General features: G+C 56.8%; 20 protein-coding genes. 6 read left to right on the top strand and 14 right to left on the bottom strand.

Annotation, left to right across the window (positions count from 1 at the left end):
• Positions 1 to 132: 132 nt before the first annotated feature.
• Entirely contained in the window at positions 133 to 393 is a 261-nt protein-coding gene (gene bhsA, locus NHG65_RS14295; protein ID WP_085117030.1) for a multiple stress resistance protein BhsA, read from the bottom strand.
• Positions 394 to 721: 328 nt separating this feature from the next.
• Between bhsA and pyrF the strand changes: the two genes are divergently transcribed.
• Positions 722 to 1450 (top strand): orotidine-5'-phosphate decarboxylase, encoded by a 729-nt coding sequence (pyrF, locus tag NHG65_RS14290; RefSeq protein WP_099062872.1) that lies wholly within the window; start codon positions 722 to 724, stop codon positions 1448 to 1450.
• A gap of 10 nt (positions 1451 to 1460) precedes the next feature.
• Positions 1461 to 1787: a stress response translation initiation inhibitor YciH gene (gene yciH / locus NHG65_RS14285; protein WP_499182327.1), complete on the top strand. Its 327-nt coding sequence runs from the start codon at positions 1461 to 1463 to the stop codon at positions 1785 to 1787.
• Positions 1788 to 1990: 203 nt separating this feature from the next.
• Here yciH and osmB read toward each other — a convergent pair whose 3' ends face one another.
• Positions 1991 to 2209 (bottom strand): osmotically-inducible lipoprotein OsmB, encoded by a 219-nt coding sequence (gene osmB, locus NHG65_RS14280; protein ID WP_004945176.1) that lies wholly within the window; start codon positions 2207 to 2209, stop codon positions 1991 to 1993.
• Between the two features lie 362 nt (positions 2210 to 2571).
• On the opposite strand from osmB, the gene araD reads away from it, so the two are divergent.
• Entirely contained in the window at positions 2572 to 3267 is a 696-nt protein-coding gene (gene araD, locus NHG65_RS14275; RefSeq protein ID WP_099062874.1) for an L-ribulose-5-phosphate 4-epimerase, read from the top strand.
• 49 nt (positions 3268 to 3316) lie between these two features.
• Here araD and NHG65_RS14270 read toward each other — a convergent pair whose 3' ends face one another.
• Genes NHG65_RS14270 through NHG65_RS14260 form a run of 3 tightly spaced genes read right to left on the bottom strand, consistent with a single transcriptional unit; the run spans position 3317 to position 7448 of the window.
• Positions 3317 to 4063 carry a DeoR/GlpR family DNA-binding transcription regulator gene (locus NHG65_RS14270; RefSeq protein ID WP_099062875.1) on the bottom strand — a complete coding sequence of 249 codons (747 nt, stop codon included), beginning with the start codon at positions 4061 to 4063 and terminating at the stop codon, positions 3317 to 3319.
• Between the two features lie 48 nt (positions 4064 to 4111).
• A complete protein-coding gene (locus tag NHG65_RS14265) occupies positions 4112 to 6544 on the bottom strand; it encodes a formate C-acetyltransferase/glycerol dehydratase family glycyl radical enzyme (protein WP_499182326.1) in 2433 nt (810 codons plus the stop codon).
• Positions 6545 to 6548: 4 nt separating this feature from the next.
• A complete protein-coding gene (locus tag NHG65_RS14260; RefSeq protein ID WP_099062877.1) occupies positions 6549 to 7448 on the bottom strand; it encodes a glycyl-radical enzyme activating protein in 900 nt (299 codons plus the stop codon).
• Between the two features lie 146 nt (positions 7449 to 7594).
• Here NHG65_RS14260 and fsa point away from each other — a divergent pair, with 146 nt between their 5' ends.
• Positions 7595 to 8260: a fructose-6-phosphate aldolase gene (fsa, locus tag NHG65_RS14255; protein ID WP_085117024.1), complete on the top strand. Its 666-nt coding sequence runs from the start codon at positions 7595 to 7597 to the stop codon at positions 8258 to 8260.
• A gap of 226 nt (positions 8261 to 8486) precedes the next feature.
• Here the strand turns inward: fsa and NHG65_RS14250 are convergent, their stop codons facing one another.
• The 3 genes from NHG65_RS14250 to NHG65_RS14240 all read right to left on the bottom strand — a co-directional run bounded on the left by NHG65_RS14250 (position 8487) and on the right by NHG65_RS14240 (position 15233).
• Positions 8487 to 10544, bottom strand: a complete 2058-nt coding sequence (locus NHG65_RS14250) for a carbon starvation CstA family protein (protein WP_099062878.1) — start codon at positions 10542 to 10544, stop codon at positions 8487 to 8489.
• A 239-nt stretch (positions 10545 to 10783) separates the two neighbouring features.
• Positions 10784 to 12718: an exoribonuclease II gene (locus tag NHG65_RS14245; protein WP_099062879.1), complete on the bottom strand. Its 1935-nt coding sequence runs from the start codon at positions 12716 to 12718 to the stop codon at positions 10784 to 10786.
• A 208-nt stretch (positions 12719 to 12926) separates the two neighbouring features.
• Positions 12927 to 15233: an FdhF/YdeP family oxidoreductase gene (locus NHG65_RS14240; RefSeq protein ID WP_099062880.1), complete on the bottom strand. Its 2307-nt coding sequence runs from the start codon at positions 15231 to 15233 to the stop codon at positions 12927 to 12929.
• 281 nt (positions 15234 to 15514) lie between these two features.
• Here NHG65_RS14240 and dacD point away from each other — a divergent pair, with 281 nt between their 5' ends.
• Both dacD and NHG65_RS14230 read left to right on the top strand, forming a co-directional pair.
• On the top strand, positions 15515 to 16684 hold the full coding sequence (dacD, locus tag NHG65_RS14235) for a serine-type D-Ala-D-Ala carboxypeptidase DacD (RefSeq protein ID WP_099062881.1): 1170 nt from the start codon (positions 15515 to 15517) through the stop codon (positions 16682 to 16684).
• Between the two features lie 80 nt (positions 16685 to 16764).
• Positions 16765 to 17661, top strand: a complete 897-nt coding sequence (locus tag NHG65_RS14230) for a LysR family transcriptional regulator (RefSeq protein WP_207976546.1) — start codon at positions 16765 to 16767, stop codon at positions 17659 to 17661.
• Position 17662: 1 nt separating this feature from the next.
• On the opposite strand, the gene NHG65_RS14225 is transcribed toward NHG65_RS14230, so the two are convergent.
• From NHG65_RS14225 to sapA, 6 genes are all read right to left on the bottom strand, one after another.
• Positions 17663 to 18853: a CMD domain-containing protein gene (locus NHG65_RS14225; protein ID WP_207976548.1), complete on the bottom strand. Its 1191-nt coding sequence runs from the start codon at positions 18851 to 18853 to the stop codon at positions 17663 to 17665.
• 474 nt (positions 18854 to 19327) lie between these two features.
• A complete protein-coding gene (gene sapF, locus NHG65_RS14220) occupies positions 19328 to 20140 on the bottom strand; it encodes a putrescine export ABC transporter ATP-binding protein SapF (protein WP_012145361.1) in 813 nt (270 codons plus the stop codon).
• Between the two features lies 1 nt (position 20141).
• On the bottom strand, positions 20142 to 21134 hold the full coding sequence (gene sapD, locus NHG65_RS14215; protein ID WP_012145360.1) for a putrescine export ABC transporter ATP-binding protein SapD: 993 nt from the start codon (positions 21132 to 21134) through the stop codon (positions 20142 to 20144).
• A complete protein-coding gene (gene sapC, locus NHG65_RS14210; protein WP_099062885.1) occupies positions 21134 to 22024 on the bottom strand; it encodes a putrescine export ABC transporter permease SapC in 891 nt (296 codons plus the stop codon). Before sapC ends, sapD begins: the two co-directional genes overlap by 1 nt.
• The gene (sapB, locus tag NHG65_RS14205; protein ID WP_099062886.1) at positions 22011 to 22976 is read right to left on the bottom strand and encodes a putrescine export ABC transporter permease SapB; all 966 of its coding nucleotides are present in this window, start codon (positions 22974 to 22976) and stop codon (positions 22011 to 22013) included. The genes sapC and sapB overlap by 14 nt, the downstream gene beginning before the upstream one ends.
• Complete coding sequence (gene sapA, locus NHG65_RS14200; protein WP_129934523.1) at positions 22973 to 24625, bottom strand: ABC transporter substrate-binding protein SapA; 1653 nt, start codon at positions 24623 to 24625, stop codon at positions 22973 to 22975. Before sapA ends, sapB begins: the two co-directional genes overlap by 4 nt.
• Between the last annotated feature and the right edge of the window lie 205 nt (positions 24626 to 24830).

Here is a 24830-nt window from a genome sequence, read left to right as displayed (position 1 = left end):
CAGTCGTGGGTGAGTGTCTAGTGTGTAATAAAAATTTAATATTTATGTAACATTGTGACGGGGGAATAATGAACGATATGGCGGGGGGGATTGAGGTAGAGCCCGGCGTGCCGGGCCCCATACCGAAAGCACTTATTTGTAGATGACTGCGGTGCCGCTCAGCATGTTATTACCACCGGCTGAGATAATGCGGTAGCTGCTGGCGCCCTGGGCTTCAGCTTTGGCGGCCAGTTTGCTTTCCAGGCTGCTTAGGGTAGTAGCATGGCCTGCGGAGACGACACCGGAGGCGGTCAGGCTGGTGGCCTGCTGCAGATCAACCGGCTCAGCGGCGAAGGTAGCGAAAGAGGTCATGGCAATAGCGGCAGCGGCTGCAAAATATTTGATGCTTTTCATAGGAAACTCCAGTCTGTTTATTTAGGTTGGAAGCCGTTTGCTTCCGATGTGTTGAATAATAAAGCATCCACGCAGATTTAAAATCTGATAATGCTGAGCTTGTTATTCAAATTATTTGATTGATAATTTACGCATCTTTACGGCGCTTTACGCAGTCTGGGCTAATGGCATTCGGGTTATATTGACGCTTGATGACGAACCAGGGGCTAACATTACTTAACCGCAGCGCGCGCTGCGGCTGGGATTTCTGTCGACTGGCATGTAGAATGCGGCGGTCAGTTTGGCGGGTTGTTACCTGGTTATGTCCATTTTACAGAAGGTAGAAGAAATGAAGTCTGAAAATAACATTAATAACAATGACTTAAAATCATCGCCAATCATCGTTGCGCTGGATTACGCGGACAAAGGTGCCGCGCTGGCATTTGCCGATCGTATCGATCCGCAGGACTGTCGGTTAAAAGTGGGCAAGGAAATGTTCACCCTGTTTGGACCGCAACTGGTGCGTGATTTGCACGACCGCGGTTTCGACGTATTCCTGGATTTGAAATTCCACGATATTCCTAACACTACCGCCCGTGCGGTAGCGGCAGCGGCTGAACTGGGCGTATGGATGGTTAACGTTCACGCCAGCGGCGGTGCGCGTATGATGACCGCCGCCAAAGAGGCATTGCTGGCCTATGGCGCGCAGGCGCCGTTGTTGATCGCCGTGACCGTGCTGACCAGCATGGAAGCGGAAGATCTGCAGGCTATCGGTATCGACCTCTCTCCGGCCGAACAGGCGGAACGGCTGGCGCGCCTGACTCGCGATTGCGGGCTGGACGGCGTAGTCTGTTCTGCGCATGAGGCCGAGCGCCTGAAAGCGGCCTGTGGCCAACAGTTCCAGTTGGTGACGCCGGGTATCCGCCCTGAAGGCAGCGACGCAGGCGATCAGCGTCGCATCATGACGCCGGTGCAGGCTCAGGCGGTGGGCGTTGACTACATGGTGATTGGGCGTCCGATCACCCAATCCGCTGACCCTGCCGCCACGCTGAGCGCCATTCGCGCCTCACTGGCCTGAGGAGATGACCATGAAGGACGATAACAGCCGCTTGGTCTATTCCACCGACAGCGGTCGCATCAAACAGGAAGAGGTTAAGCCACAGCGCGACAAGGGTGACGGCATCGTGCGCATTCAGCGTCAGACCAGTGGGCGTAAGGGGAAGGGCGTTTGCCTGATCTCGGGCGTTGATCTGGATGATGCGGCACTGGAAAAACTGGCGGCCGAGTTGAAGAAGAAGTGTAGCTGCGGTGGTTCGCTCAAGGATGGCGTGATTGAGATCCAGGGCGATAAGCGCGATTTACTAAAACAGCTGCTGGAAGCCAAAGGAATGAAGGTCAAGCTGGCGGGCGGTTGATCGCCTGGGTGAATTGCCATGCCGCGGTGCAATGCTGCGGCATGGCATAGGGTGATGCTGCCGGGCGTTAACCCGTGAATGGCAATGAGCCATTGACTGAAGGTAAAACAGACCTGAAATAATCTTTATTATGGTTAATACGTCAAAGCGCAAACGCTTTTGCCAGCCTGTCGGCAGAGGTATCCAGATAGTGGCCGATCAGGTTATTTGCCTACCTGATGACCAATGATGCCCCCAACGGCGGCCCCGCCGAGCGTACCCAGTGCGCTACCATCGGTCAACACTGCGCCGCCTACAGCCCCTGCGCCGGCACCAATAGCGGTGTTACGGTCACGTTTGGACATGTTGGAACAAGCGCTGAGTGAAAACGCCAGTGTAAGCGCCAAAGCAGCGGTGGCGAAACGTTTATTGATAATCATCATAATGACTTCTCCTTAGCATTGGCTTATGGGAGTGCCCTATAAGTATAGGCATGAACCCTAAATTCGGCCTGCTATTAGCTCCCAAAGCGTATCGATATAAAAAATGGCATTTTTTGTTAAAGGCAGAACAATTGAAAAGCCTGAAGCGCTCTCTCTGCCAATATCCACTATAAGCCTCTGTCTGACGATAAACAGGTAAATAGTCTTAAAGTCCATTTCTCCGCCTTTTACAGGCAATTGTCTCACCTCACACAGTTCTCGGTTTCCAGCAGAAGGCTACGCGGTCTTTAGCGATTTACGCCATACCCTCTAACAGCCGGTCTGCCGACAATATTCCCAACAGGTTTAACCGGGACAGACACATGCTTAACGAACTCAAACAGCAGGTATTAGAGGCCAACCTGGCCCTGCCACGGCATCATCTGGTGACTTTTACCTGGGGTAACGTCAGCGCCGTCGATCGCCGCGAAGGGCTGATGGTGATCAAGCCTTCGGGGGTGGAATACGAGGTGATGACCCGTGATGACATGGTGGTGGTGGAGCTGGAAAGCGGCAAGGTCGTGGAGGGAGGTAAAAAACCGTCATCGGACAGTGATACCCACCGCGTACTTTACCTTGAGTTTGGCGCCGCCGGGGGCATTGTTCATACCCATTCACGCCATGCCACTATCTGGGCGCAGGCGGGGTTGGATATTCCTGCCTGGGGCACCACCCACGCCGATTATTTTTATGGTGATATCCCCTGTACCCGACAGATGCGGAATGAGGAAATTAACGGCCGCTATGAATGGGAAACCGGCAGGGTGATTGTCGAAACCTTTGCTGAACGCCAGTTGGATCCTGCCGCGGTCCCTGCGGTATTGGTGCATTCGCACGGTCCTTTTACCTGGGGGAAGGATGCGGAAAACGCGGTGCATAATGCGGTGGTGTTGGAAGAGATTGCCTATATGGGGATTTTTTCAAACCAACTGACGCCGGGGTTGGCGAATATGCAGCAAACGCTGCTGGATAAACATTACCTGCGTAAGCACGGTAAAAATGCCTATTACGGCCAGTGATCTTCAGAACGGCCGCCAATCGACGGCCGTTCATATTCTTGCCTGACGCCTAGTCGTTCACTATATCCAACTGTATTCCCTGGCGTTTCAACTGGTGTTGATATTCCAGTGACAGCCGCGAATCGGTGATTACCCGATGCACTTTTCCCTGCTGAGTCAGCGGATTGGGCTGGATTTGACCAAATTTGGATGAGTCTGTCAGGACAATATTTTCCACGCCCTTCGCCAGCACGGCATTAACCACGTCGGCGCGCATCATATCGCGGCCGGTGAAGCCGGTGTCCGCATGGTAGCCGTCAATGCCGATAAACGCCTTGCTGAAATGAACCTGCTGAATGCACTGGCGCGTTAAGGGGCCGACCACGGTTTCACTCTTTTTCTGATACATGCCCCCCAGCACGATCACCTCGCAGTCGGTCTCTTTCAGCAGGTTGGCGATGTAGTGGCTGACGGTGATCAACGTGATGCGCTTGCGCTCGGCAATGTAGCGAGCCAGCAACGCGTTGGCGCTACCACTTTCGATAAAGATGGTTTCATCGTCGTTAACCAGCGAAGCGGCATACTGCGCCAGCTTTTGCTTGAGGGTGAAGTTGGACATCATGCGCGCATCGACGTCGTCACTTTCCAGCGCCAGCGCGGAGCCGTGTACCCGCTTCAGATAGCTGCGTTTCTCCAGCAGGTTCAAATCCTGGCGGATTGTCACCTCTGAAACGCCGGTGGCGGCAGCCAAATCGCTGACGCTGATGCGCCGGCGGTCGTTAACCAATTGCAATATTGTCTGTTGTCTTGAATTCATATCAACCTGATGTGCGGCCACCAAGGTGCGGCCGCTAATATTTATTGTTTAAATAGTATGTTCTGTTCGCGTAATAATATCATCCTGCGCGTCAGGGGATAATGCGGTAAAGAAAGCGGAATATCCAGCAACGCGAACCACTAAATCACGATATTGGTCAGGATGTTGCTTCGCTTTCAGCAGGGTTTCCCGCGACACGATGTTGTACTGCACATGCCAGCCTTGGTAGGCCTCAAAGAAGGTACGCAACATCAACATCAGCTTTTCGCGATCGGCCGGGTTCTCCAGCGTGGTCGGGTTCAGCTTCTGGTTCAGCAGTACGCCACCGAGGATCGACGCGGTAGGCAACTTGGACAGCGAGTTGAACACGGCGGTAGGCCCCAGGTGATCGGTCCCGGAAGCCGGACTGGCACCTTCCGCCAGTGGCGTATGTGCTTTGCGGCCGTCCGGCGTTGCCAGGGTGGCGGCCCCAAAGGGGACGTTAGCCGAAATGGACGAGGTACCGGCGTAGTAAGTGCCGCCGATCGGGCCACGACCAAAACGGGTGTTGTGGTACTGCCTGAGTTCATCAATGTAGGTCTGATAAGCCCGCACCAGCAGTTGGTCAACTTCATCCACGTCGTTGCCGTATTTTGGCGCGGCGTTGAGCAGCCGCTGGCGTAACTGCTCGCCGCTCAGCCCGTCAAAGTCATTGGCCAGCGCAGCCGCTAACTGCTGCTGACCGATCACCCCCTGTTCGAACACCAATTTGCGGACTGCCGCCAGGCTGTTGCCCAGGTTGGCGATACCGACCTGCAGGCCCGAAACCCAGTCGTATTTTGCCCCACCTTGCTTAATGCTTTTACCGCGCTCGATACAGTCGTCCACCAGTGCTGAGCACAGAATGTCGTGCGCATTTTCTTCCAGCACGCTATCGACCACGCACTCAATTTCAATCGACTTACGGGTGTAATAGCGGATCTGGCTGTCCCAGGCCGCCAACACCTGGTCGAAATGACTGAAGTTGCCCTGTGACAGCGCCAGGTCCTGCGGCAGGAAGATCTGGCCGGAAGTGGCATCGCGCCCCTGTTCCAACGCGGCGAGCAGCACGCGGGCAAAGTTGATAAAGCTCATACCGGTGCAGCGGTAGCCCCACTTGCCCCCCACAGCGGTCTCGATGCAGCCGATTGCCGCATAGTCATAAGCATCCTGCGGTTCCACCCCCAGCTTGATAAACTCGGGAATGACGATTTCGTCGTTGTTGAAGGCCGGCATGCCAAACCCGCAGCGGATCACCTGCACACAGGCGTCGAGAAAATCGCTGCTCATCCCGGCGTGGTAGCGCACGCTGAGGTTGGGTTGGGTAGAGCGCAGGCGACCACAAGATTCCAAAATGGTATAGGACAGGGGGTTAACCGCATCGCACGGCTTGCCGTCGAGCAGTTGCTGCCCACCGATAGTCACGTTCTGATACAGCGGGCTGCCTGCCGAGGCTTTGGAGTGTGAGCCGGAACGGATCTTGTTGATCTCCAGCAGTTTCAGCCAGCAGCTGTGCAGCATTTCAATCGCGCGTTCGCGCGGCAAAGTCTGCTCCAGCTCGACATCACGGCGATACCAGGGATAGAGATATTGGTTGAGACGGCCAAAGGACACTGAATGCCCATTGGATTCAATTTGTAGCGTCAACTGAATGAAGTAACACAGTTGCAGAGCCTGCCAAAAAGTCTGTGGCGGACGGTGGGCGATCAGCTCGCAGTTTTCTGCGATGGCCAGCAACTCCTTACTGCGCCAGTGACGGCTTTCCGCCTGGGCCATGCTGCGGGCCAACCGGGCAAAGCGCAGGACATGTTCGCTCAGTGCTTCCAGCGTCAGGTCGATGGCCTTCAGGAATTGCTCCTGCTGCAGCTCTTGCCAGTCGGTGAGCCGAATGCGGCTGCGGCGCTCATCCACTTTGTCACGCAGCCCGTCGAGGCCTTTTTCCAGCAGCAGTGGGAAATTCACCGCCAGGTGCGCATCCCCCGAGGTCATATTACCTTCGGCCTTGATGATGCCGGTGGCCAGCAGGGCTTTTTGTTCATCGGTGAACATGCCGTAGCAGCGGTCCTGTACCGTTTGACCTCGCCACCATGGGCATATCCGGTGCAGAACTACCTTGTTCTCCTCGCTGACGGAGAAACCGGCACCCGGACGGTCGGCCAACTGGTCTATCTCATCTTCGATCCAACCGACGGTATATTCCGGGAAGATCGGCGCGGCGCGTAATTCGCTGGCCTGGTTGCCGATAATCAGCTCATCGTTGTCAATGCGCAGCGTGCGTTTGGCCAGATGGTTGGCCAACGCCAGTGCCCGGCGCACCGGCAAGGGTTTGTCCAGATGCTGCTGATAGGCCTCGGTATAATGCTGTGCGCGTTCGGTGCAAACCGGCGGTTTGACGATATGGATCAGTGCGTTCTTGTGGGCCAGGGTACGTGCGGTCAGGGTGGTCAGGTCCAGCGTGGTCATGATGTTATCCTCGCAAAATGGCGGTCAGCCCTTTGGCTTCGGCGTACTGCTCGGCATAGGCCAGCAATTCGGGCGCATCCAGTGGGGTACGGGCAGCGTGATAAGGTTCGCCAAGCAGATGATATTTATTGATGCCCAGCGTGTGATACGGCAGGAAATGGATCTCTTTGGCACCGGCTTCATCGGCAGCGAAATCGACAATCGCGCGGACAGAGTGGCGATCGGCGTTAAACCCTGGGATCAGCGGGACGCGTACGGTAGTTGGGGTGCCCTGGGCGGCCAGTCGGCGGAAGTTATCCATCACCCGTTTGGCGGATCCGCCGGTCCACTGTTTGAAACGTCGTTCATCGACGTGTTTCAAATCTGCCAGCATCAGGTCAAGCCAGGGCAGTGAAGGGGTGATGTGCGACCACGGGGTATGCAGGCAGGACTCTACCGCGGTATGAATACCGGCTTCACGACCGCGACGCAGCAGCTCTGCCGCCACGCTCGGTTGCATAAAGGGTTCACCGCCGGACAGCGTCAGGCCCCCACCGCTACGTAAATAAAAGGGCCGGTCGCGCAGTACCTCGGCCATGATATCGTCGATATTGACTGCGTTACCGCACAGGCTGAGTGCGCAGGTTGGGCAACGGGCGGCCAATGCGGCATAATCTTCGTGGCTGAGCAAATCGCGTTGGATCACCAGCTTGTCGTCTGTGCGTCGGATTGCCGGCGAGTGGTCGTCTCCACACAGCGTGCAGCCGCTCAGACACAGGCGAGGGTCGAACAGCAGATCGGCCTGTCGCGCGCGGCTTTCCGGGTTCTGGCACCAGAGGCAGCCGAGTGAGCAGCCCTTCAGGAACACCACGCTGCGAATGCCGGGGCCATCATGGGTGGAATAGCGCTGCAGATTGAAGATCACGAGTCACCTGTCATTCAGTTGCTTTACTGATGTCATTAAAGTTGTTTCGAATGAAAGTTGATTTGATTTCGATCAAATATAAACGCATTGCATGTCCTACTATGATGAGAGTTTGAATTCGCCCACAGAAGATTCAGGAGTCCGTAATGGAGCTTTATCTCGATACCGCTGATGTGAACGCAGTAAAACGCCTGGCGCGCATCCTGCCGTTGCACGGTGTGACCACCAATCCAAGCATTGTTGCCAAAGAAGGAAAGCCCATTTGGGAGGTGTTACCGGCGCTGCGTGATGCGCTGGGGGGCACCGGCAAGCTGTTTGCTCAGGTGATGGCCAACGATGCCGAGCGCATGGTGGCCGAAGCGGCGTTGCTTCATCAGCGGGTGCCGGGGCTGGTGGTGAAGGTGCCGGCGACCGCAGAAGGGCTGGCCGCGATTAAAAAACTGAAGGCGATGTCGATCCCTACTTTGGGGACGGCGGTCTATGGCGCGGGTCAGGGGTTGTTGGCGGCGCTGGCCGGGGCGGAGTACGTAGCGCCTTACGTTAACCGTTTGGACGCGCAGGGCGGCGATGGCATCGAAATGGTGCATGAATTGCAGCAGTTGCTGACGCTGCATGCGCCGGGAGCCCGGGTGTTGGCCGCCAGTTTTAAAACGCCGCGTCAGGCGTTGGCATGCTTGCTGGCGGGCTGTCAGGCCATCACCTTGCCGGTCGACGTGGCTGAGCAGTTCCTTGCAGCCCCGGCGGTTCAGGCGGCGGTAGAAAAGTTCGAGCAGGATTGGCAGGGGGCGTTTGGGACTAACTTGCTGAACTGAAAAGTCGTCTTTTAGCCTGAGATACTCGGGCCTAGCGCACCGAGGGGCAATTATGGGACACATCCTTGTGTCCCACCCTGCGGGCCGACTGGAAGTCGTTCCAACTTGCTCCCAGCAAGTTGGTCGGCAGCTAAAGCTGCTACGACCCCTTCGGCACGCTCTCCCTAATAACGGACTTTTAAGTTGTCTGAGGGCGCGGAAGCGCCCTGGTTATCACCAGTCGGAGTTAGCCATTCTCACGCAGGACGATCGGCGACTCTTTCACCGTTGGCTGGCTGGCGTTCAGCGCACGACGGATCACAAAGAAGGCGGAGACCAGCATGGTGACCGCCACCAGCATAAAGAAAGCACAGAGCGCGGCGTTAATCTGGTTGCTGAAAACGATGGTTTCCATATCCTTCAATGTTTTGGCAGGGGCGATCAACGTACCTTGCTCAATACCGTTAGAGAATTTCTTCGCCTGCGCCAGGAAGCCGATACTCGGTTTCTCATGGAAGATTTTCTGCCAGCCGGCGGTCATTGAGGTAATAAACAACCAGACGGTCGGCAGGATGGTCACCCAGGCATAGCGCTGTTTTTTCATTTTGAACAGCACCACGGTACCGAGGATCAGCGCCATCGACGCCAGCATCTGGTTGCCGATACCAAACAGCGGCCACAGGGTGTTGATACCGCCGAGCGGATCGACCACCCCCTGATACACAAAGAAGCCCCAACCGGCGACGGCTACCGTGGTGCCCGCCAGATTACCGAACCACGAACGGTTATTGGCCAGCCTTGGGATCGCCACGCCGACCAAATCCTGCACCATAAAGCGACAGGCGCGGGTCCCGGCATCGACGGCGGTCAGAATAAACAGGGCTTCAAACAGAATGGCGAAGTGGTACCAGAACGCCATCATCGCACGGCTGTTGAACACCTCGGTAATGATGTGCGCCATACCCACCGCAAAGGTTGGTGCGCCACCGGCACGTGACAGAATCGAATGCTCCCCGACGTCTTTGGCAATCATCGTCAGGGTTTCCGGGGTGATCATAAAGCCCCAACCGTTGATCACCTGCGAGGCATTCTCCACCGTGGTGCCGATCAGCGCCGCCGGTGAGTTCATGGCGAAGTAAACGCCCGGATCGATGACCGAGGCGCAGATCAGGGCCATGATCGCCACGAAGGATTCCATCAGCATGGCACCGTAGCCGATAAAGCGGATATGGCTTTCACGTTCCACCAGCTTCGGCGTAGTGCCACTGGATACCAGTGCATGGAAGCCCGAAATCGAGCCGCAGGCGATGGTGATAAACAGGAACGGGAACAGCGAACCGGCGAATACCGGGCCACTGCCGTCGATAAAGCGCGATACCGCCGGCATTTTCATCTCTGGCATGGCGAAGACGATACCGACCGCCAGCCCGATAATGACGCCAATCTTCATAAAGGTGGACAGATAGTCACGCGGCGCCAGTAGCAGCCATACCGGCAGCACCGAGGCAACGAAGCCATAGACCACCAGCACCCAGGTCAGCGTGGTGCCGTGCAGCGTGAAGAAGGGGCCCCAGTAGGGATCTTGCGCCACATTGCCGCCATAAATGATCGCCAGCAGCATCAGGGCGAAGCCCACCACCGAGATTTCAGCGATTTTACCTGGACGGATGAAACGCATATACACGCCCATAAACAGCGCGATAGGAATGGTGGCGGCGATGGTGAACAATCCCCATGGGCTGTCGGCCAGGGCTTTTACCACCACCAGTGCCAGCGCGGAAAGAATGATAATCATCACCCCCAGTGCGCCCAGCATGGTGATCACCCCGGCAAAGGCCCCCAGTTCCTGCTTGGCCATTTCACCCAACGAGCGACCGTCGCGGCGGGTGGAAATGAACAGGATCAGGAAGTCCTGCACCGCACCGGCCAGCATCACCCCGACCAGGATCCAGATGGTGCCGGGCAGAAAGCCCATTTGCGCCGCCAGGATCGGGCCAACCAGCGGCCCGGCTCCGGCGATAGCGGCAAAGTGGTGACCAAACAGCACCCACTTGTTGGTAGGAACATAATCCAGCCCGTCATTGCGACGCTCCGCCGGCGTCATGCGGCGATCGTCGAGCTCAAATACTTTTTTGGCGATGAACAGGCTATAGAAGCGGTAAGCGATGCTGTAGCAGGCAATCGCCGCCACCACCAGCCAAACCGCGTTGACATGTTCGCCACGGCTAAGGGCCAGCATGGCGAAGGCAAATGCGCCCACCAACGCCACCACCAGCCAGATGATCCCGGACTTGACGTTCTTCATCTTCAACGACTCCTTGGTGTGCAGAAATAAAGAAAGCGATGTTGTTATGGATAATGGATACCCATTAAAAGTAGGAGTTTTGCGCGTGAAGAACAGCAGGTCGGATGAGAAATGTGATGCTGGTTAAGTAATGGCGTAAAAACAATGTGATGAGATTGTTGCGGTCATCAGCAGGCGAAAAAAAACACCGGAGGTTGACCCGTCCGGTGTTTGTCTGACGTGAGATGACTCTCGCGGGGTTAGGCCGCCGGTCTGGCGATCACGCTGCGGGTTTCCATACGCACTTCGGCGATGGTGACCTGCAGGCTGTCGCCCTGACGATAGACGACTTCGCCTTTGATCTGCACCGTGCCGGTATCCTGGCTGCAGACCATTTCATCACGTACCGCGTGAATAAACGGCGCCGGGATAAAGGCTACAGCACCGTTGTCCAGCAGGCGCACACGCAGGCCGCCGCGGGTGACGTCGATGATTTCCGCATTGAAGCGCTCATCGGTGCCGGCTTTATCTTTCAGGTAGCGAGCGTACAGCCAGTCACCCACGTCGCGCTCCGCCATGCGGTTCAGACGACGGCGTTCGGCCAACTGGACGGTCACTTCATCCTGCGGCTTCTCAGCGGACTGCCCGGTAATAATGGCTTTCAGCAGGCGGTGGTTAACCATATCGCCGTATTTACGGATCGGTGAAGTCCAGGTGGCATAGGCTTCCAGCCCCAGGCCGAAATGCGGGCCCGGTGTGGTGCTGATCTCGGCATAGGTCTGGGAACGACGGATGCGGCTGTCGAGGAACTGGGTCGGCTGTGAATCCAGGTGACGACGCAGTTCACAGAACCCGTCCAGCGTCAGCAGTTTCTCGGCTTCGGCTTCTACGCCGTTAGCCTGCAGCACGGTAACCGCCTGCTCGACCAGCAGCGGATCGAAACCGGTATGCACGTTGTAAATGCCGAAGCCCAGACGGTCGCGCAGCACGATAGCGGCGCAAACGTTAGAAGCAATCATGCACTCTTCAACGATGCGGTTGGCGCTGCGGCGCTGCTCGGTGACGATCTCCAGCACTTCGCCTTTTTCGCCCAGCACAAAGCGGTAGTCAGGGCGATCCTTGAACACCAGAGCGTGCTGGTGGCGCCAGGCGTTACGCACATCGCACACGCGCTTGAGCAGGGTGATTTGCTGCGCAATGTCGTCACTCGGCGGTTGCCAGCCGGCAATGCCTTCCAGCCAGTCGGACACTTCGTCATAAACCAGTTTGGCTTTTGACTCGATCTCGGCGGCGAAGAAGTGAATGTCGTTAGCCAATGCGCCGTCGGCACCGACGGTCACGCGGCAGGCCAGCACCGGACGGCGTTGGTTCGGGCGCAGTGAACACAGGTTTTCTGACAGGTCACGGGGCAACATCGGGATGTTGAAGCCCGGCAGGTAGTTGGTGAAGGCGCGCTTGCGGGCGATTTCATCCAATGGGCTACCTTGCTCGACGTAAGCGGTCGGATCGGCAATGGCGATGGTCAACTGCAGTGAGCCGTCACCGTTGTCCTGCACGAACAGCGCATCGTCCATGTCTTCGGTGCTGGCACTGTCGATGGTGACAAAGTTCAGCGCAGTCAGATCTTCACGCGGCAGCGAAGCGTCCGGCTCGCGGGTAGCGATCATTTCCGGGGCTTCTTTTTCCAGATTGTGACGGGCCAGAGTTACCCACCACGGTGCCAGGTGATCTTCACCTTCGGTAATGAAATGGGTCAGATCGGCGTTAAAACCACGATCGCCCTTCAGCGGGTGGCGGCACATCTGGGCAACTGCCCAGTCACCAGCCTGGAAGTTATGCTTCAGATCACGCGCTGGACGACATGGGATCGCGTCTTTCAGCAAAGGATGATCGGGCACGATGGACAAGCGGTCATCGCGCTTTTGCACACGGCCGACAAAGCGCGACAGAAATGGCTCGATCAGGGTTTCCGGCTCGGCGATTTCGCGTTCTTTCTCGGTGTGCAGGGTCGCGCTCACCCGATCGCCGTGCATGACTTTCTTCATGTACGGTGGCGGAATGAAATAACTTTTTTGACCGTCTACTTCAAGAAAGCCAAAGCCTTTCTCAGTCCCTTTTACTACGCCTTCAACGCGCGGGGTCTGAGAGTGAAGTTGCTGTTTAAGCTGCGCCAGCAGCGGGTTATCTTGAAACATATCGTCCAGTGAATGGGTTGTGAGTGGCAAGATTTGCGGCTGACAGTTTTACGCGAATCACCTGCTGCGAGCAAGCCTAACGTCACGGTTTTACCGCGTTAGCGCGTGATTTTAGGGAATATCCAGCAGTCAAAAGTCATCGGAGAGAAAACCGGCACAGACAGCGATCGATATATTAGCGCGCCCGGCGTAAACCGGGCGCTGCGGGTCAGGCGATACGCCGTGTCGGTTGCGCGACACAACGGCGGATCTCTACCGGTATCGACTTGGAGGTCGGCGTGCCGGTGCCGTCACCAAAACTGGCCAGCGGCACCAGCGGGTTGGTTTCGGGGTAATAGGCCGCCAGATTGCCGCGCGGGATATCGTAGCTCACCAGTTTGAAACCGCTCACCTTGCGAGTGATGCCGTCATTCCACAGGGTTTCGATCTCCACCAGTTCGCCGTCCTGCATACCCAGAGCCGCCAGATCTTCCGGGTGAATAAACAGTACTTCTCGCTGGCCATAGACGCCGCGATAGCGGTCATCCAGCCCGTAGATGGTGGTGTTGTACTGATCGTGCGAGCGCAAGGTCTGCAGCGTGAAGGGGGCCTGGCGACCGTCCAACTGCGGGAACAGGCTGTCCGGTAACGGGGCTGCGCCAAATTCCGCTTTGCCGCTGGGTGTCGCGAAGCGCAGTTCAGCGGCGGCGTTACCCAGATAGAAACCACCCGGTTGATCACAACGACGGTTGAAATCCTCGAAGCCGGGAATGGTGGCGGCGATGTGATTACGGATCAACGAATAGTCATCTGCCAATTCCAGCCAGTCGAGCTGTTGGTTGCCCAGTACCGCATCGGCAATACCGCAGACAATGGCGGTTTCCGAGCGCTGGGTATCCGCCAGGGGTTTTCCGACGCCTTCAGATGCATGCACCATGCTGAACGAGTCTTCCACCGTGATGTACTGCGGGCCGCTGGCCTGCAGATCCTGTTCGGTTCGGCCGAGGGTCGGCAGGATCAGGGCGTCCTTGCCGGTAACCAGATGGCTGCGGTTAAGTTTGGTACTGATATGTACCGTCAGGTCACAGCAGCGCAGGGCGCGGGCGGTGCGTTCGGTGTCCGGTGCGGCAGCGGCCAGATTGCCACCCAGCGCCAGCAATACCTTCACTTCGCCACGCAGCATCGCTTCAATCGCCTCTACCGTGTTATGGCCCGGCTCACGTCGCGGCGAGAAGTTAAAATGCTGTTCCAGGCTGTCGAGCAGCGCCTTGGGTGACTTCTCATCAATACCCATGGTGCGGTTGCCTTGCACATTACTGTGGCCGCGAACCGGGCACAGGCCGGCGCCCGGCTTACCCAACTGGCCGAACAGCAGTTGCAGGTTGGTGATCTCACGCACCGTCGGTACTGAGTGTTTATGCTGGGTGATGCCCATCGCCCAGGTACAGATTACGCGCTCAGCCCCCTGATAAATGGCCGCTGCCTGGCGCAACTGCGCTTCACTGAGACCGGACTGCTGGGTGATTTGCTCCCAGGCGGTGGCATCTACCTGCGCCAGATAGCTTTCCACGCCGACGCTGTATTGCTCAATAAAGGCCAGGTCAAACAGACCAGCTTCACCGGCCGCCAGACGCTGACGATGGCCTTCCAGCAGCGCTTTCACCATGCCGCGTACCGCTGCCATATCCCCGCCGAGGTTGGGTTGGAAATAGGCCGAACTGATCGGTGACGACTTGGGGGTCAGCATTTGAATCGGACTTTGCGGATCGGCAAAGCGCTCAAGGCCGCGCTCGCGCAGGGTATTAAAGCTGACGATACGTGCGCCACGACTGGCCGCATTTTTCAAACTGTGCAACATGCGTGGGTGGTTGGTGCCGGGGTTCTGACCAAACACGAAGATGGCGTCGGCCTTTTCAAAGTCATCCATACGGATGGTGCCTTTACCCACACCGATGCTTTGTTTCAGGCCGACACCGCTGGCCTCATGACACATGTTGGAACAGTCGGGGAAATTACTGGTGCCGAGCATACGGCCAAACAGTTGATACAGATAGGACGCTTCGTTGCTGGCGCGTCCCGAGGTATACAGCTCGATTTGGTTGGGGTTGTCCATCTGGTGGATATGCTGGGCGATCAACGCCAGCGCGTCTGGCCAATCGATCGGCTGATAATGGTCAGTCTCGGCGTTATAGCGCATCGGGTGGGTGAGGCGGCCCTGATATTCCAGGAAGTAATCACTTTGCTGCTGCAGGGTGCTGACGCTGTGGGCGGCAAAAAATTCCGGTTCCACCGCATTACGGGTGGCTTCCCAACTGACCGCCTTGGCGCCGTTTTCACAGAAACTGAAAGTGCTGTGATTATCATCGCCCCAGGCACAGCCTGGGCAGTCGAAGCCGCGGGCTTTATTCACGCGCATCAGGTTACGCAGGTTTTTCAGCGTCTGTTTGCTGTCGAGCACATAGCGGGTGGTGGCTTCGAGAGAACCCCAGCCGCCCGCCGCGCCGGTATAGGGCTTTATTGACGGTTTGAATTTCATATTGGTCTTCGCAGGTGGTTGTAGCTAAAAAGTGAACGCTTTTTTAAGCGTTTTCAGTATTTATGTCACAAGTTTAGGAGGGGGCGGCGACAGCGTCTAATCGAATCGGGCTATGGCGGCATAGAGCCGGTTTATCGCGCCGTCGGCCGCAGCATACAAATCGTTGCATAATGACATCTGCTGAAAAAGAGTAATGATTCCGCTTTCCTCACAATTAATGCAGTCTATGCCACGGATTATATTGGTATTTTATTTTGCCCACAGGGCCTGAGGAACAGCGATTGAAGCGTTCAGTATTGGTGGTTATCACCGGGGTTTTGCTGCCGTTGGCGGTACAGGCGGCAGATGCACCCCAGAGTTTTCCCCTTAATACCCCGCCGGCGATAGACGCCGCCTCTTACGTATTAATGGATTACACCACCGGCCAGGTGCTGGCGCAGGCCAATGCAGATCAGCGTCGCAATCCGGCCAGCCTGACCAAACTGATGACCGGGTTGGTGATCGACCATGCGCTCGATCAGCACAAGATTGGCCTGGATGACGTAGTGACAGTGGGTAAAGATGCCTGGGCGCAGGGCAACCCAGTGTTCAAGGGTTCATCGTTGATGTTCCTGAAGCCAGGTGACAGGGTCACGGTTCGCGATCTCAGCCGTGGCATTATCATCGATTCCGGTAACGACGCCTGTGTCGCCATGGCGGATTACGTGGCAGGGAGTCAGGCTGCCTTCGTCAAGCTGATGAATGAAAAGAGCGCCCAGTTGGGTCTGCAAAATACCCATTTTGAAACCGTCCACGGCCTGGATGCGCCGGGGCAATTCACCACGGCGGGCGATCTGGCGGTGATTGCACGTGCCATCATCATGAGTGAGCCGGCGGAATACCATATGTACAGCGAGAAATCGCTGACCTGGAACGGCATCACCCAGCAGAACCGCAATGGGCTGTTGTGGGACAAAAACCTGCGGGTGGACGGCCTGAAAACCGGGCATACCGAATCGGCCGGTTTTAACATTATTGCCTCTGCCACCGAAGGTGACCGCCGGCTGATTGCGGTGGTGATGGGTGGAAAAAGCTCGAAAGGCCGTGAAGAACAGGCGCGTAAACTGCTGACCTGGGGCCTGCGTGATTTCGCCACCGTGCATCTGTTCAATGCCGGGCAAAGTCTGGGTCAGGAAAAAGTGTGGTACGGCGACCGCCATGAAGTCGCGGTAGGCAGTGTGCAGGATCAATACTTCAGCCTGCCGAAAAGCGAGGCGGCCAAATTGAAGGCGCAATATGTGATCAATGCGCCGCGTCTTGATGCGCCGTTGGCACAGGGGCAAGCGATCGGTGAAATTCGTATCAGCGATAACGGCAAGGTACTGAAAACCTTACCGCTGGTGGCGTTGCAGCCGGTCAATCAGGGCGGAATGTTCTCGCGCCTGATGGACTATGTGAAGCTGAAAATCTGACCCTCCGGGCGCAGGGCGCTGCGCCCGAAATCCTGCGGCGATGATATACTCAGGCCAGTCATGACTTATTGAGCCGTTTTATGGATATTAAGCAACTGATCTACCTGTGTAATCTCGAACGTGAGCGCCACTTTGGTCGGGCGGCCGAGGCCAGCTTCGTCAGCCAGCCGACGTTATCCATGCGGCTGAAAAACCTGGAAAAAGAGTTGGGCGTTTCGTTGATCAACCGCGGTAACAATTTCGAAGGCTTTACCGCCGAAGGCGAGCGGGTGCTGTCGTGGGCGCGTGAGATTGTCTCGGTTTATCAGGGACTGAAGCTGGAGGTGGAGTCGCTTAAGCACGGCCTTAACGGCACGCTGCGCATCGGCGCCGTTCCTCAGTGCAGCATTTCACTGGCGCAAATGTTAAAGGCGGTCAGTGAGCGTTTTCCTCAGTTGGATTACCGGGTGTCGGTACTGAGCGCCGATCAGTTACTTGAGGCGCTGACGGCACATACCGTGGATATTGGCATCGGATTTTTTGAGTTTTCCACGCTGCAGGAACTGCATTTCCAGTCGCAACCGCTGGCGGATGCCGGTGTTGAGCTGGTGTTCAACCCCGAGCATTTCCCCGAATTGGCAGGGGATGCGCCACTGACGCTGGAGGAAGTAGCCGCATTGCCGCTGTGTTTGGCGGAACCGACGCGTTACTTCCGCCGCTACCTTGATCAAAACTTCCGTGAAGCCGGTTTGACGCTGCATGTGCGCATGGAAACTACCTCAATATTCCAATTGCTGCAGGGCATTTTTGTTGGACTGGGATGCGGGGTGTTTCCGCACGGTAACCTGTTGCCGACCATGATGCCAGAGCTGCAACGCCGACCGATCGCTATCGCGGCAATGTCGCGCCATGCCGCCGTGGTGGCCGCCGAGCCGGGGCGTGCATCACCATTGGCGCAGCACTTCTTTGATGCCGCGCGCGGTTGGCTATTGCGGTAACTTATTCCGCCTGGCTTTCGCTGAGGCGCTGTGTGTCCCCCAGGGTTTGGCGTAAACGGTTCTCCCAGGCATAAAGCGCCCCGGTGAGGATCACGTCCAGCGCCTGCGCCTGATTCAGCCCACTGTTAAACAATGGCTGCACGCTGCGTGGCGTGAATTTTTCCGGCGTGCGGGTCAGGTCTGCAACCACCCGGATCACCGCCTGAGAAACCGAATTATCGGTACTCTCCAGCCCGTGATGAACATTGTCGAACAGGGCACTGACCAATAAGTCATCTTCAATATCCTGTGCGACGGTGGATGCGCAGTAGCGGCTGCCGTTAATGCGGGAAACCGCCAGCGTCGCCAGCGCTTTCAATCGAGCCGATAGGCCATAACCCTCGGCGTTGATGCTGTTAAACACGCCATTGCGCTCACGCAGTGCCGGAGCATCATGAGCCAGCAACAGATAATAAGACTCACTGCGGGCATCGGGATGGCTCTGATCGAGCACGTCGAGCTGTTCAGCGCGGGCCTCTTCCAGCACCACCGACGGCAGTCGTGATTGCCAGGCCAGTTCTTCCTGCGTGAATTCCACACCTTTTGCATCCTCTATGTTCGGAAAACCGGGCACCACACCGGTGGGCCGCCCGGCTAAGGCCGCGACACCGGCGACCACCCGTGCCTGATAGCTGACAAACCCGATAATTTGTGAAAACGCCACGATATCTGCCGGGCTTAACCCGACATCGCTGAGCTGCTGTAAGGCTTTAGGGCAAATCAAGGTCGGCTGACTGGCGAGTTGGCGGGCATATTGGGTGATTTGGGCCAGGCGGATATTGCTTTCACGCGAGGCATCGGGGCTGTACAGCGGGGCGAGGCGGGCCGCGTAGTGACTACAAAGAGACTGAACCCCGGTCACCTGAGCGACGGTCAGTGCGGTGCTGAGACGGTCATAAGGTGACAATGTCACAAGGCGGGTTAATTCGATCTGGTCCGGGAACAGCACGTGATAACTGGCAAGCGAGGCGTTAAACACCCCGCCGCGGGCAGTCAATGCGCTGTTCAACGCTTCGTCGGCAAAGGCTCCCAACCCCAGCAGGAAGCGATCGCGGATGCCGGCGGCCTGTGGCTCCAGCGGTTGGTCACCCCGGACGCTGCTTTGGGTTTCGTGATACCACTGGGCATTATGTTGTCGACGTAGTAGTTCCATAGGGGAGGATCCTTAATCAAGAGCAACAGCCACCGATGCGTAAGGCAGCGGCGGCAAGATAAAAAGGCAACATGCCCGTAGAGGGGCACGAAATGACAGGATCAGCGCTGACCATCGCAACACAGTGCGTGGCCATAAACAGAGAAACCTGCGGCTAAAGCGAGCAAGAACTGCGTGAGTCGGCGATTACGGGGGCTGGTCATCAGTGCGATATCCTGTCGTTTAATAAGCTCAACGTAGGGGATATCCTCACCGATTCGATTGGCGAGATAAAATAATGTTAAGTGCTAATCAATAACTGAATGGAATAAAATATAATGAGATATAACAAAATTGTAATTTGTATTTGAGGATTTTGGCTAAGCGCCATGCCGGGTAGATCAACAAGTCTGTCCGGCATGGCTTAAGCGGACGTCACCCTCTCCAGAGGGAGAGGGTCGGGGTGAGGGGCTCATGCATCTCAGGACCGAAGGATCAGAATCTGCCGCCATCGCGCCGCCAGGCGTCTGCGGTCAGGGCTTCGCCGAAGTGGCTGGCGATCAGCCGTTTGGTCAGTTCATGCAGCGGGGAAGCCAACACTTCGGCGGTGCTACCGCGTTCGACGATTTCCCCTTCGTGCATCACCATCACCTGATCGCTGATGTGTTTCATCATCCCCAGATGCTGAGTTACATAGATATAGGAGATGCCGTGTTTCTCCTGCAGCTCCAGCATCAGGTTGATGATCTGCGAGCGCATCGACATATCCAGCGAGGCCAGCGCCTCATCGGCAACGATCACCTTGGGCTGCAGGATTAGCGCTCGGGCCAGCGCCACTCGCTGTTTCTGACCGGAAGCCAACATGTGCGGGTAATAATTGGCGTGGTCCGGCAGCATCCCCACCTGGCGCAGCGTCTGGTTGATATGCTGTTCGCGCTCGGGGGCGGCCATTTCGGTATTCAGCCGCAGCGGGGCATCCAGCAGTTGGCCGATACGCTGACGCGGATTGAGCGAAGTGCTCGGATCCTGAAATATCATGCGGATGCGCTGGCTACGATAGCGATAATCGCCATAGTCGAGCCGATGGTCATCAATCAACAGTTCGCCGGATGAGGGTTCCACCATGCCGGACAGCATCTTGGCCAGCGTCGACTTTCCGGAACCGTTCTCGCCGATGATGGCCAGTGTTTGCCGCTCACGCAGCGTAAAGCTGACCGATTTCACCGCTTCTACGTGTTGACGGCGAAACAGCCCGGTGCGGTAGCGGTAGGTCTTGCTCAGATTGCGCACTTCCAACAGCGTTTCCATGTTATTGCTCCTCCATGTTCAACGGGAAGTGGCAGGCGAACAGGTGGTTTTTCACCGGGCGCAGGCGTGGTGTTTCAATACATTTTTTCTGTGCATAGGGGCAGCGTGGTCCCAGGCGGCAACCGATCGGCAAATGTTCCAGTGAGGGTATAGCCCCCGGCAGAGTATTGAGCCGGCTTTTATGCGGCAGTGCGCGGCCGAAGTCCGGCATTGAGCGGATCAGTGCCTGGGTGTAAGGATGGTGCGGTGCGGCCAGCAGGTCTTCACACTGGGCACTTTCCACCGTCTGGCCGCAGTACAGCACGTTGACCCGATCCGCCCATTTGCTCATCATTTGCAAATCGTGGCTGATCAGCAAAATGGTGGTGTTGTTGTTTTGGTTCAGGCGTGCCAGCAGGCGGAAAATCTGTGCCTGGGTGGTCGGCTCCATGGCATTGGTCGGCTCATCGGCAATCAACAGGCGCGGCTGATTGGCCAGGGCGATGGCGATCATCACTTTCTGGCACTCACCGTCGGTCAGCTCATAAGGGAAGCTGCCCATAATGTCTTTATGATCCTTGATGCCCACCCGGTGCAGCAACTCAATGGCGCGGCGTTTGCGCCAGTTAAAACGCTGCCACCAACGGCCTTTGTAGGTCCAACCCGGGATCGCCTGCGCCAGCTGACGGCCGATGCTTTCGGAGGGATCCAGACAGGACTGTGGCTCCTGGAAAATCATCGAGACGTTATGCCCGACCAGTTTGCGTCGTTCACGCGGGGTTAACTGCAGCAGATCGATATCGTCAAAGCGGAAGCGGTCCGCGGTAACGCGCCAGTTGTCTTTGGTGACGCCGCAGATAGCCTTGGCGATCAAACTCTTGCCGGAGCCGGATTCCCCTACAAGGCCGCGTACTTCACCTTCGCTCAGCGTCATGCTGACGCGGTCAACCGCCTTGACCGGCCCTTCGGCGGTCATAAATTCAATCGTCAGGTTGCGGATATCAAGTAATGGCATTATTCCACCCCCGTATTGATTGCGCGGCGCATACCGTCGCCCAACAGGTTAACCAGCAGCACGCTGATCAGGATCGCGGCACCGGGCAGCATGACCGTCCAGGGGGCGACATACACCAGCTCCAGCGAATCGCCGAGCATGGCTCCCCATTCCGGAGAGGGTAACTGTGCGCCGAGGTCAAGGAAGCCGAGGGCGGCAATATCCAGGATCGCCATCGACAGCGCGCGGGTAAATTCAGTCACCAGCACCGCCACAATATTTGGCATCACGGCGTACCACAAAATTTGCAGCGTAGAGGCACCGTCCAGACGCACCGCGACAACATACTCTTTTTCCAATTCGTCGTGCACTGCGCTGTAGATGGTGCGCACCATGCGTGGCAACAATGCCAGCCAGACGGCCAGCATGGCGTGTTCGAGCTTGGGCCCGAGGAACGCCACCACCACAATCGCCAGCAGCAGCGAAGGGATAGAAAGCAGGGTGTCGAGAATATGATTGAGCACCGCAGAACGAAAACCGCGGGTCACGCCGGCGAATACCCCGAGGATCACCCCGACAATGGCGGCCGCCACCGTGACCAGCAGTGCGGCACCGTAGGTGGAAGCCGTACCGGCCAGCAGACGGCTGAGAATATCGCGGCCCAGGTCGTCAGTGCCGAGGAAGAAGGAAACGTTGCCGTAACGCGACCAGGAAGGCGGCAACAGTTGATAGCCCAGGAACTGTTGGTCTAGCGCATAAGGCGCCAGCAGGCTGCCGAACAGGGAAAGCAGCAGCAGCGCTATCACGCCGTAGAAGCCAATCATCGCCAGCGCATCACCGTAAAAAATCCGCCAGGTGTAGAGCAGCGGACTCGGCATTTTCTTTTCGCGGTATACGTTATCTAAGGGCATACCATTCCTTATGTTTCAGTGGGTTGGTGGCAGCGCCCAAAATATCGGCCAGCACGTTAATGGTGATTACCAGCGTGCCGACCACCATCACACCGGCGGAGATCGCCGCATAATCCTGCTGGCGGATGGCGTTAATCATCCAGCGCCCCAGGCCCGGCCAACTGAACACCACTTCGGTGATCATCGCCAGCGTCAGCATGGTAGAGAACTGTAGCCCCAGCTTGGGCACGATCGGCGGCAACGCATTATGCAATACGTGGCGGCGGATAATGGTGAAACGGGATAACCCACGGGTCGCGGCGGCCTTAATGTAATTCTGATTGAGCACGTCGTCGGTGCTGATGCGCATCAGACGCACCACCTCGGTGGTCGGTGCTACCGCCAGTGCGGCGATCGGTAAAATCATGTGGCGCAATGCACTGCCGATCATTTCGCTGCGATAGGGTGAATCAGATAACCAGGCGTCAATCAGGGCGAAACCGGTGATCGGCTTCACCTGATACAACAAATCGAAACGGCCGGAAACCGGCAGCCAACCGAGGTGCAGTGAGAAAAACAGCATCAGCAGCAGCGCCAGCCAGAATACCGGCATTGAAAAACCGAGCAGCGCAAAGGTGCTGATGGCCGTATCTTGCCATTTACCGCGCATCACGCCGGCAATAATGCCCAGCGGAATGCCGATAAACAGCGCCAGGGTGAAAGCGAGAATGCACAGTTCCATGGTTGCCGGGAACACTTCAGCCAACTGTTGACTGATAGCCTGACCGTTAATGCTGGAGACGCCAAAATCCCAGTGCAACAGACTGACAAAGTAAAACTGGTAGGCGTCCAGCAGGGCGGCACCGTTCAGCGGCGCGTGCGGTGTGAAATAGCTCAGGCTAAAGCTGACCAGCGTCAGGAAGAACAGGGTAATCAGCAGCAGCAAGAAACGACGTAAGGTAAAGATAATCACTTTTTCGGCCCCTCCGCAGATTCACGGAACACGCCGGCAAATGACGCATTGCCGAACGGGCTCAGTACCAGTCCTTTGATGTCGTAACGATAGGCCTGCAGGCGTAATGAAGACGCCAGCGGCAACACCGGCAGTTGTTGTTCGAGAATTTTCTGCGCCTTCTGATAGTTTTCGATTCGCTGAGCCAACTGCTGTGACAGCAGGGCATTTTGCAGCACTTCGTCGAACCCCGGGTCACACCAGTGAGCATAGTTGGTTTGCGAGCGGATTGCCGCGCAGCTCAGTAATGGACGGAAGAAACTGTCAGGGTCGTTACTGTCGGTGGCCCACCCGGTCAGGGTCAGATCGTGATTCATCTCCATCAGCCGTGCTTCCTGGAAACGGCCTTCGACCGGCACGATGGTGACTTTAATTCCTACCTGGGCCAAATCGGCTTGGATCAGCTCGGCGGTTTTCAACGGACTGGGGTTGTAGGATTGCGACGCGGTAGGTACCCACAGACGAAGGTTCAGTGACTCAATGCCGGCCTGTTTCAGCATTTCGCGTGATTTGGCCGGATCAAACTCGGTGACGTGCGCATCATTGTCGTACGCCCAGGAGGCGCGCGGCAAAATGGAGGCGGCCGTTTCTGCGGTGCCGTAGTAAATCGACTGCATCAGACGCTGGTTGTTGATCGCCAGCGAAATCGCCTGACGGACTTTCAAATCGTTGAGCGGTGGTTTACGGGTGTTGAAGGCCAGATAGGCGATATTCATCCCAGGACGCAACGTCAGGCGCAGGCGCGGGTCATCACGCAGGATCGAAAGCTGGCTGGCGGCCGGGTAGGCCAGCACATCACACTCGCCGGTCAGCAGCTTGGATAACCGACCGGTGCCACCGGCACCCAGGTCGATCACCACCTGTGGCATGCGCGGTTTGCCTTTCCAGTACACGTCGTTGCGCGCCAGGCGAATATATTGCCCCGAGCGGTATTCATTCAGCAGGAAGGGGCCGGTGCCGACCGGTTCACGGTCGATCATCTCCTGGCGGCCTTCACGGGTCAGGTCATCGGCGTATTCCGCCGACAGCACCGGCGCATAATGGGTCGCGATATGCCATAAGAAAGAGGCGTCCGGCGCTTGCAGGCGGATCTCAACCGTGTAGTCGTCGAGCTTTTTCACGCTTTGCACCGAGTCGCCAAACTGCAGGCTGTCGAAGTACGGATACTCGCCGCCGTTGACGTCATGATAAGGGTGCTTTTGGTTAAATACGCGCTCGAAGCTGAATACCACGTCATCGGCGTTCAGTTTACGGGTTGGTGTGAACCAGGCGGTGCTCTGAAAAGGCACGTCCTTGCGTAAATGGAAGCGGTAGGTTGCGCCGTTATCCAGCACTTCCCAACTTTGCGCCAGCTCAGGGATCAGGCGGTAGGTATAGGGGTCGACATCCAGCAGGCGGTCGTACAGCTGTGCAGCCAGGGTATCGACTGTCAGGCCGCTGCTGGCCATCTGCGGGTTAAAGGTGTTCAGTATGCCGCTGACACAGTAGACAAAGCCGCTCTGGCGGATGTCCGGCAACGGGGGAGCCGCTGTGGGCGCAGGAGGTGTTGAGGCCAGGGCGGTGCCCGCCAGGCAACTCAACGACAAAATCCAAAGGGGTAAACCACGCATAGAGGCTTCATGGGTTAATAAGCAATAGCATTAGTGTATCGCACTCTGGCGAACAGCCCAATCCATTGAGCAAAATGGCTGAGTTTTCTGCTACTTGATTGAACAATTCCCCCGTATTGGCAAAAAAGTTACAATTGATATGTTATAACATAACAAAATCATGTTACCGTTCTCTGGCAATGTACTGATAATCGCAAGGGGATGT

Source organism: Serratia myotis (genome assembly GCF_027474885.1).
Taxonomy (GTDB): Bacteria; Pseudomonadota; Gammaproteobacteria; order Enterobacterales; family Enterobacteriaceae; genus Serratia; species Serratia proteamaculans.
This window is presented reverse-complemented; position numbering and strand designations above follow the sequence as displayed.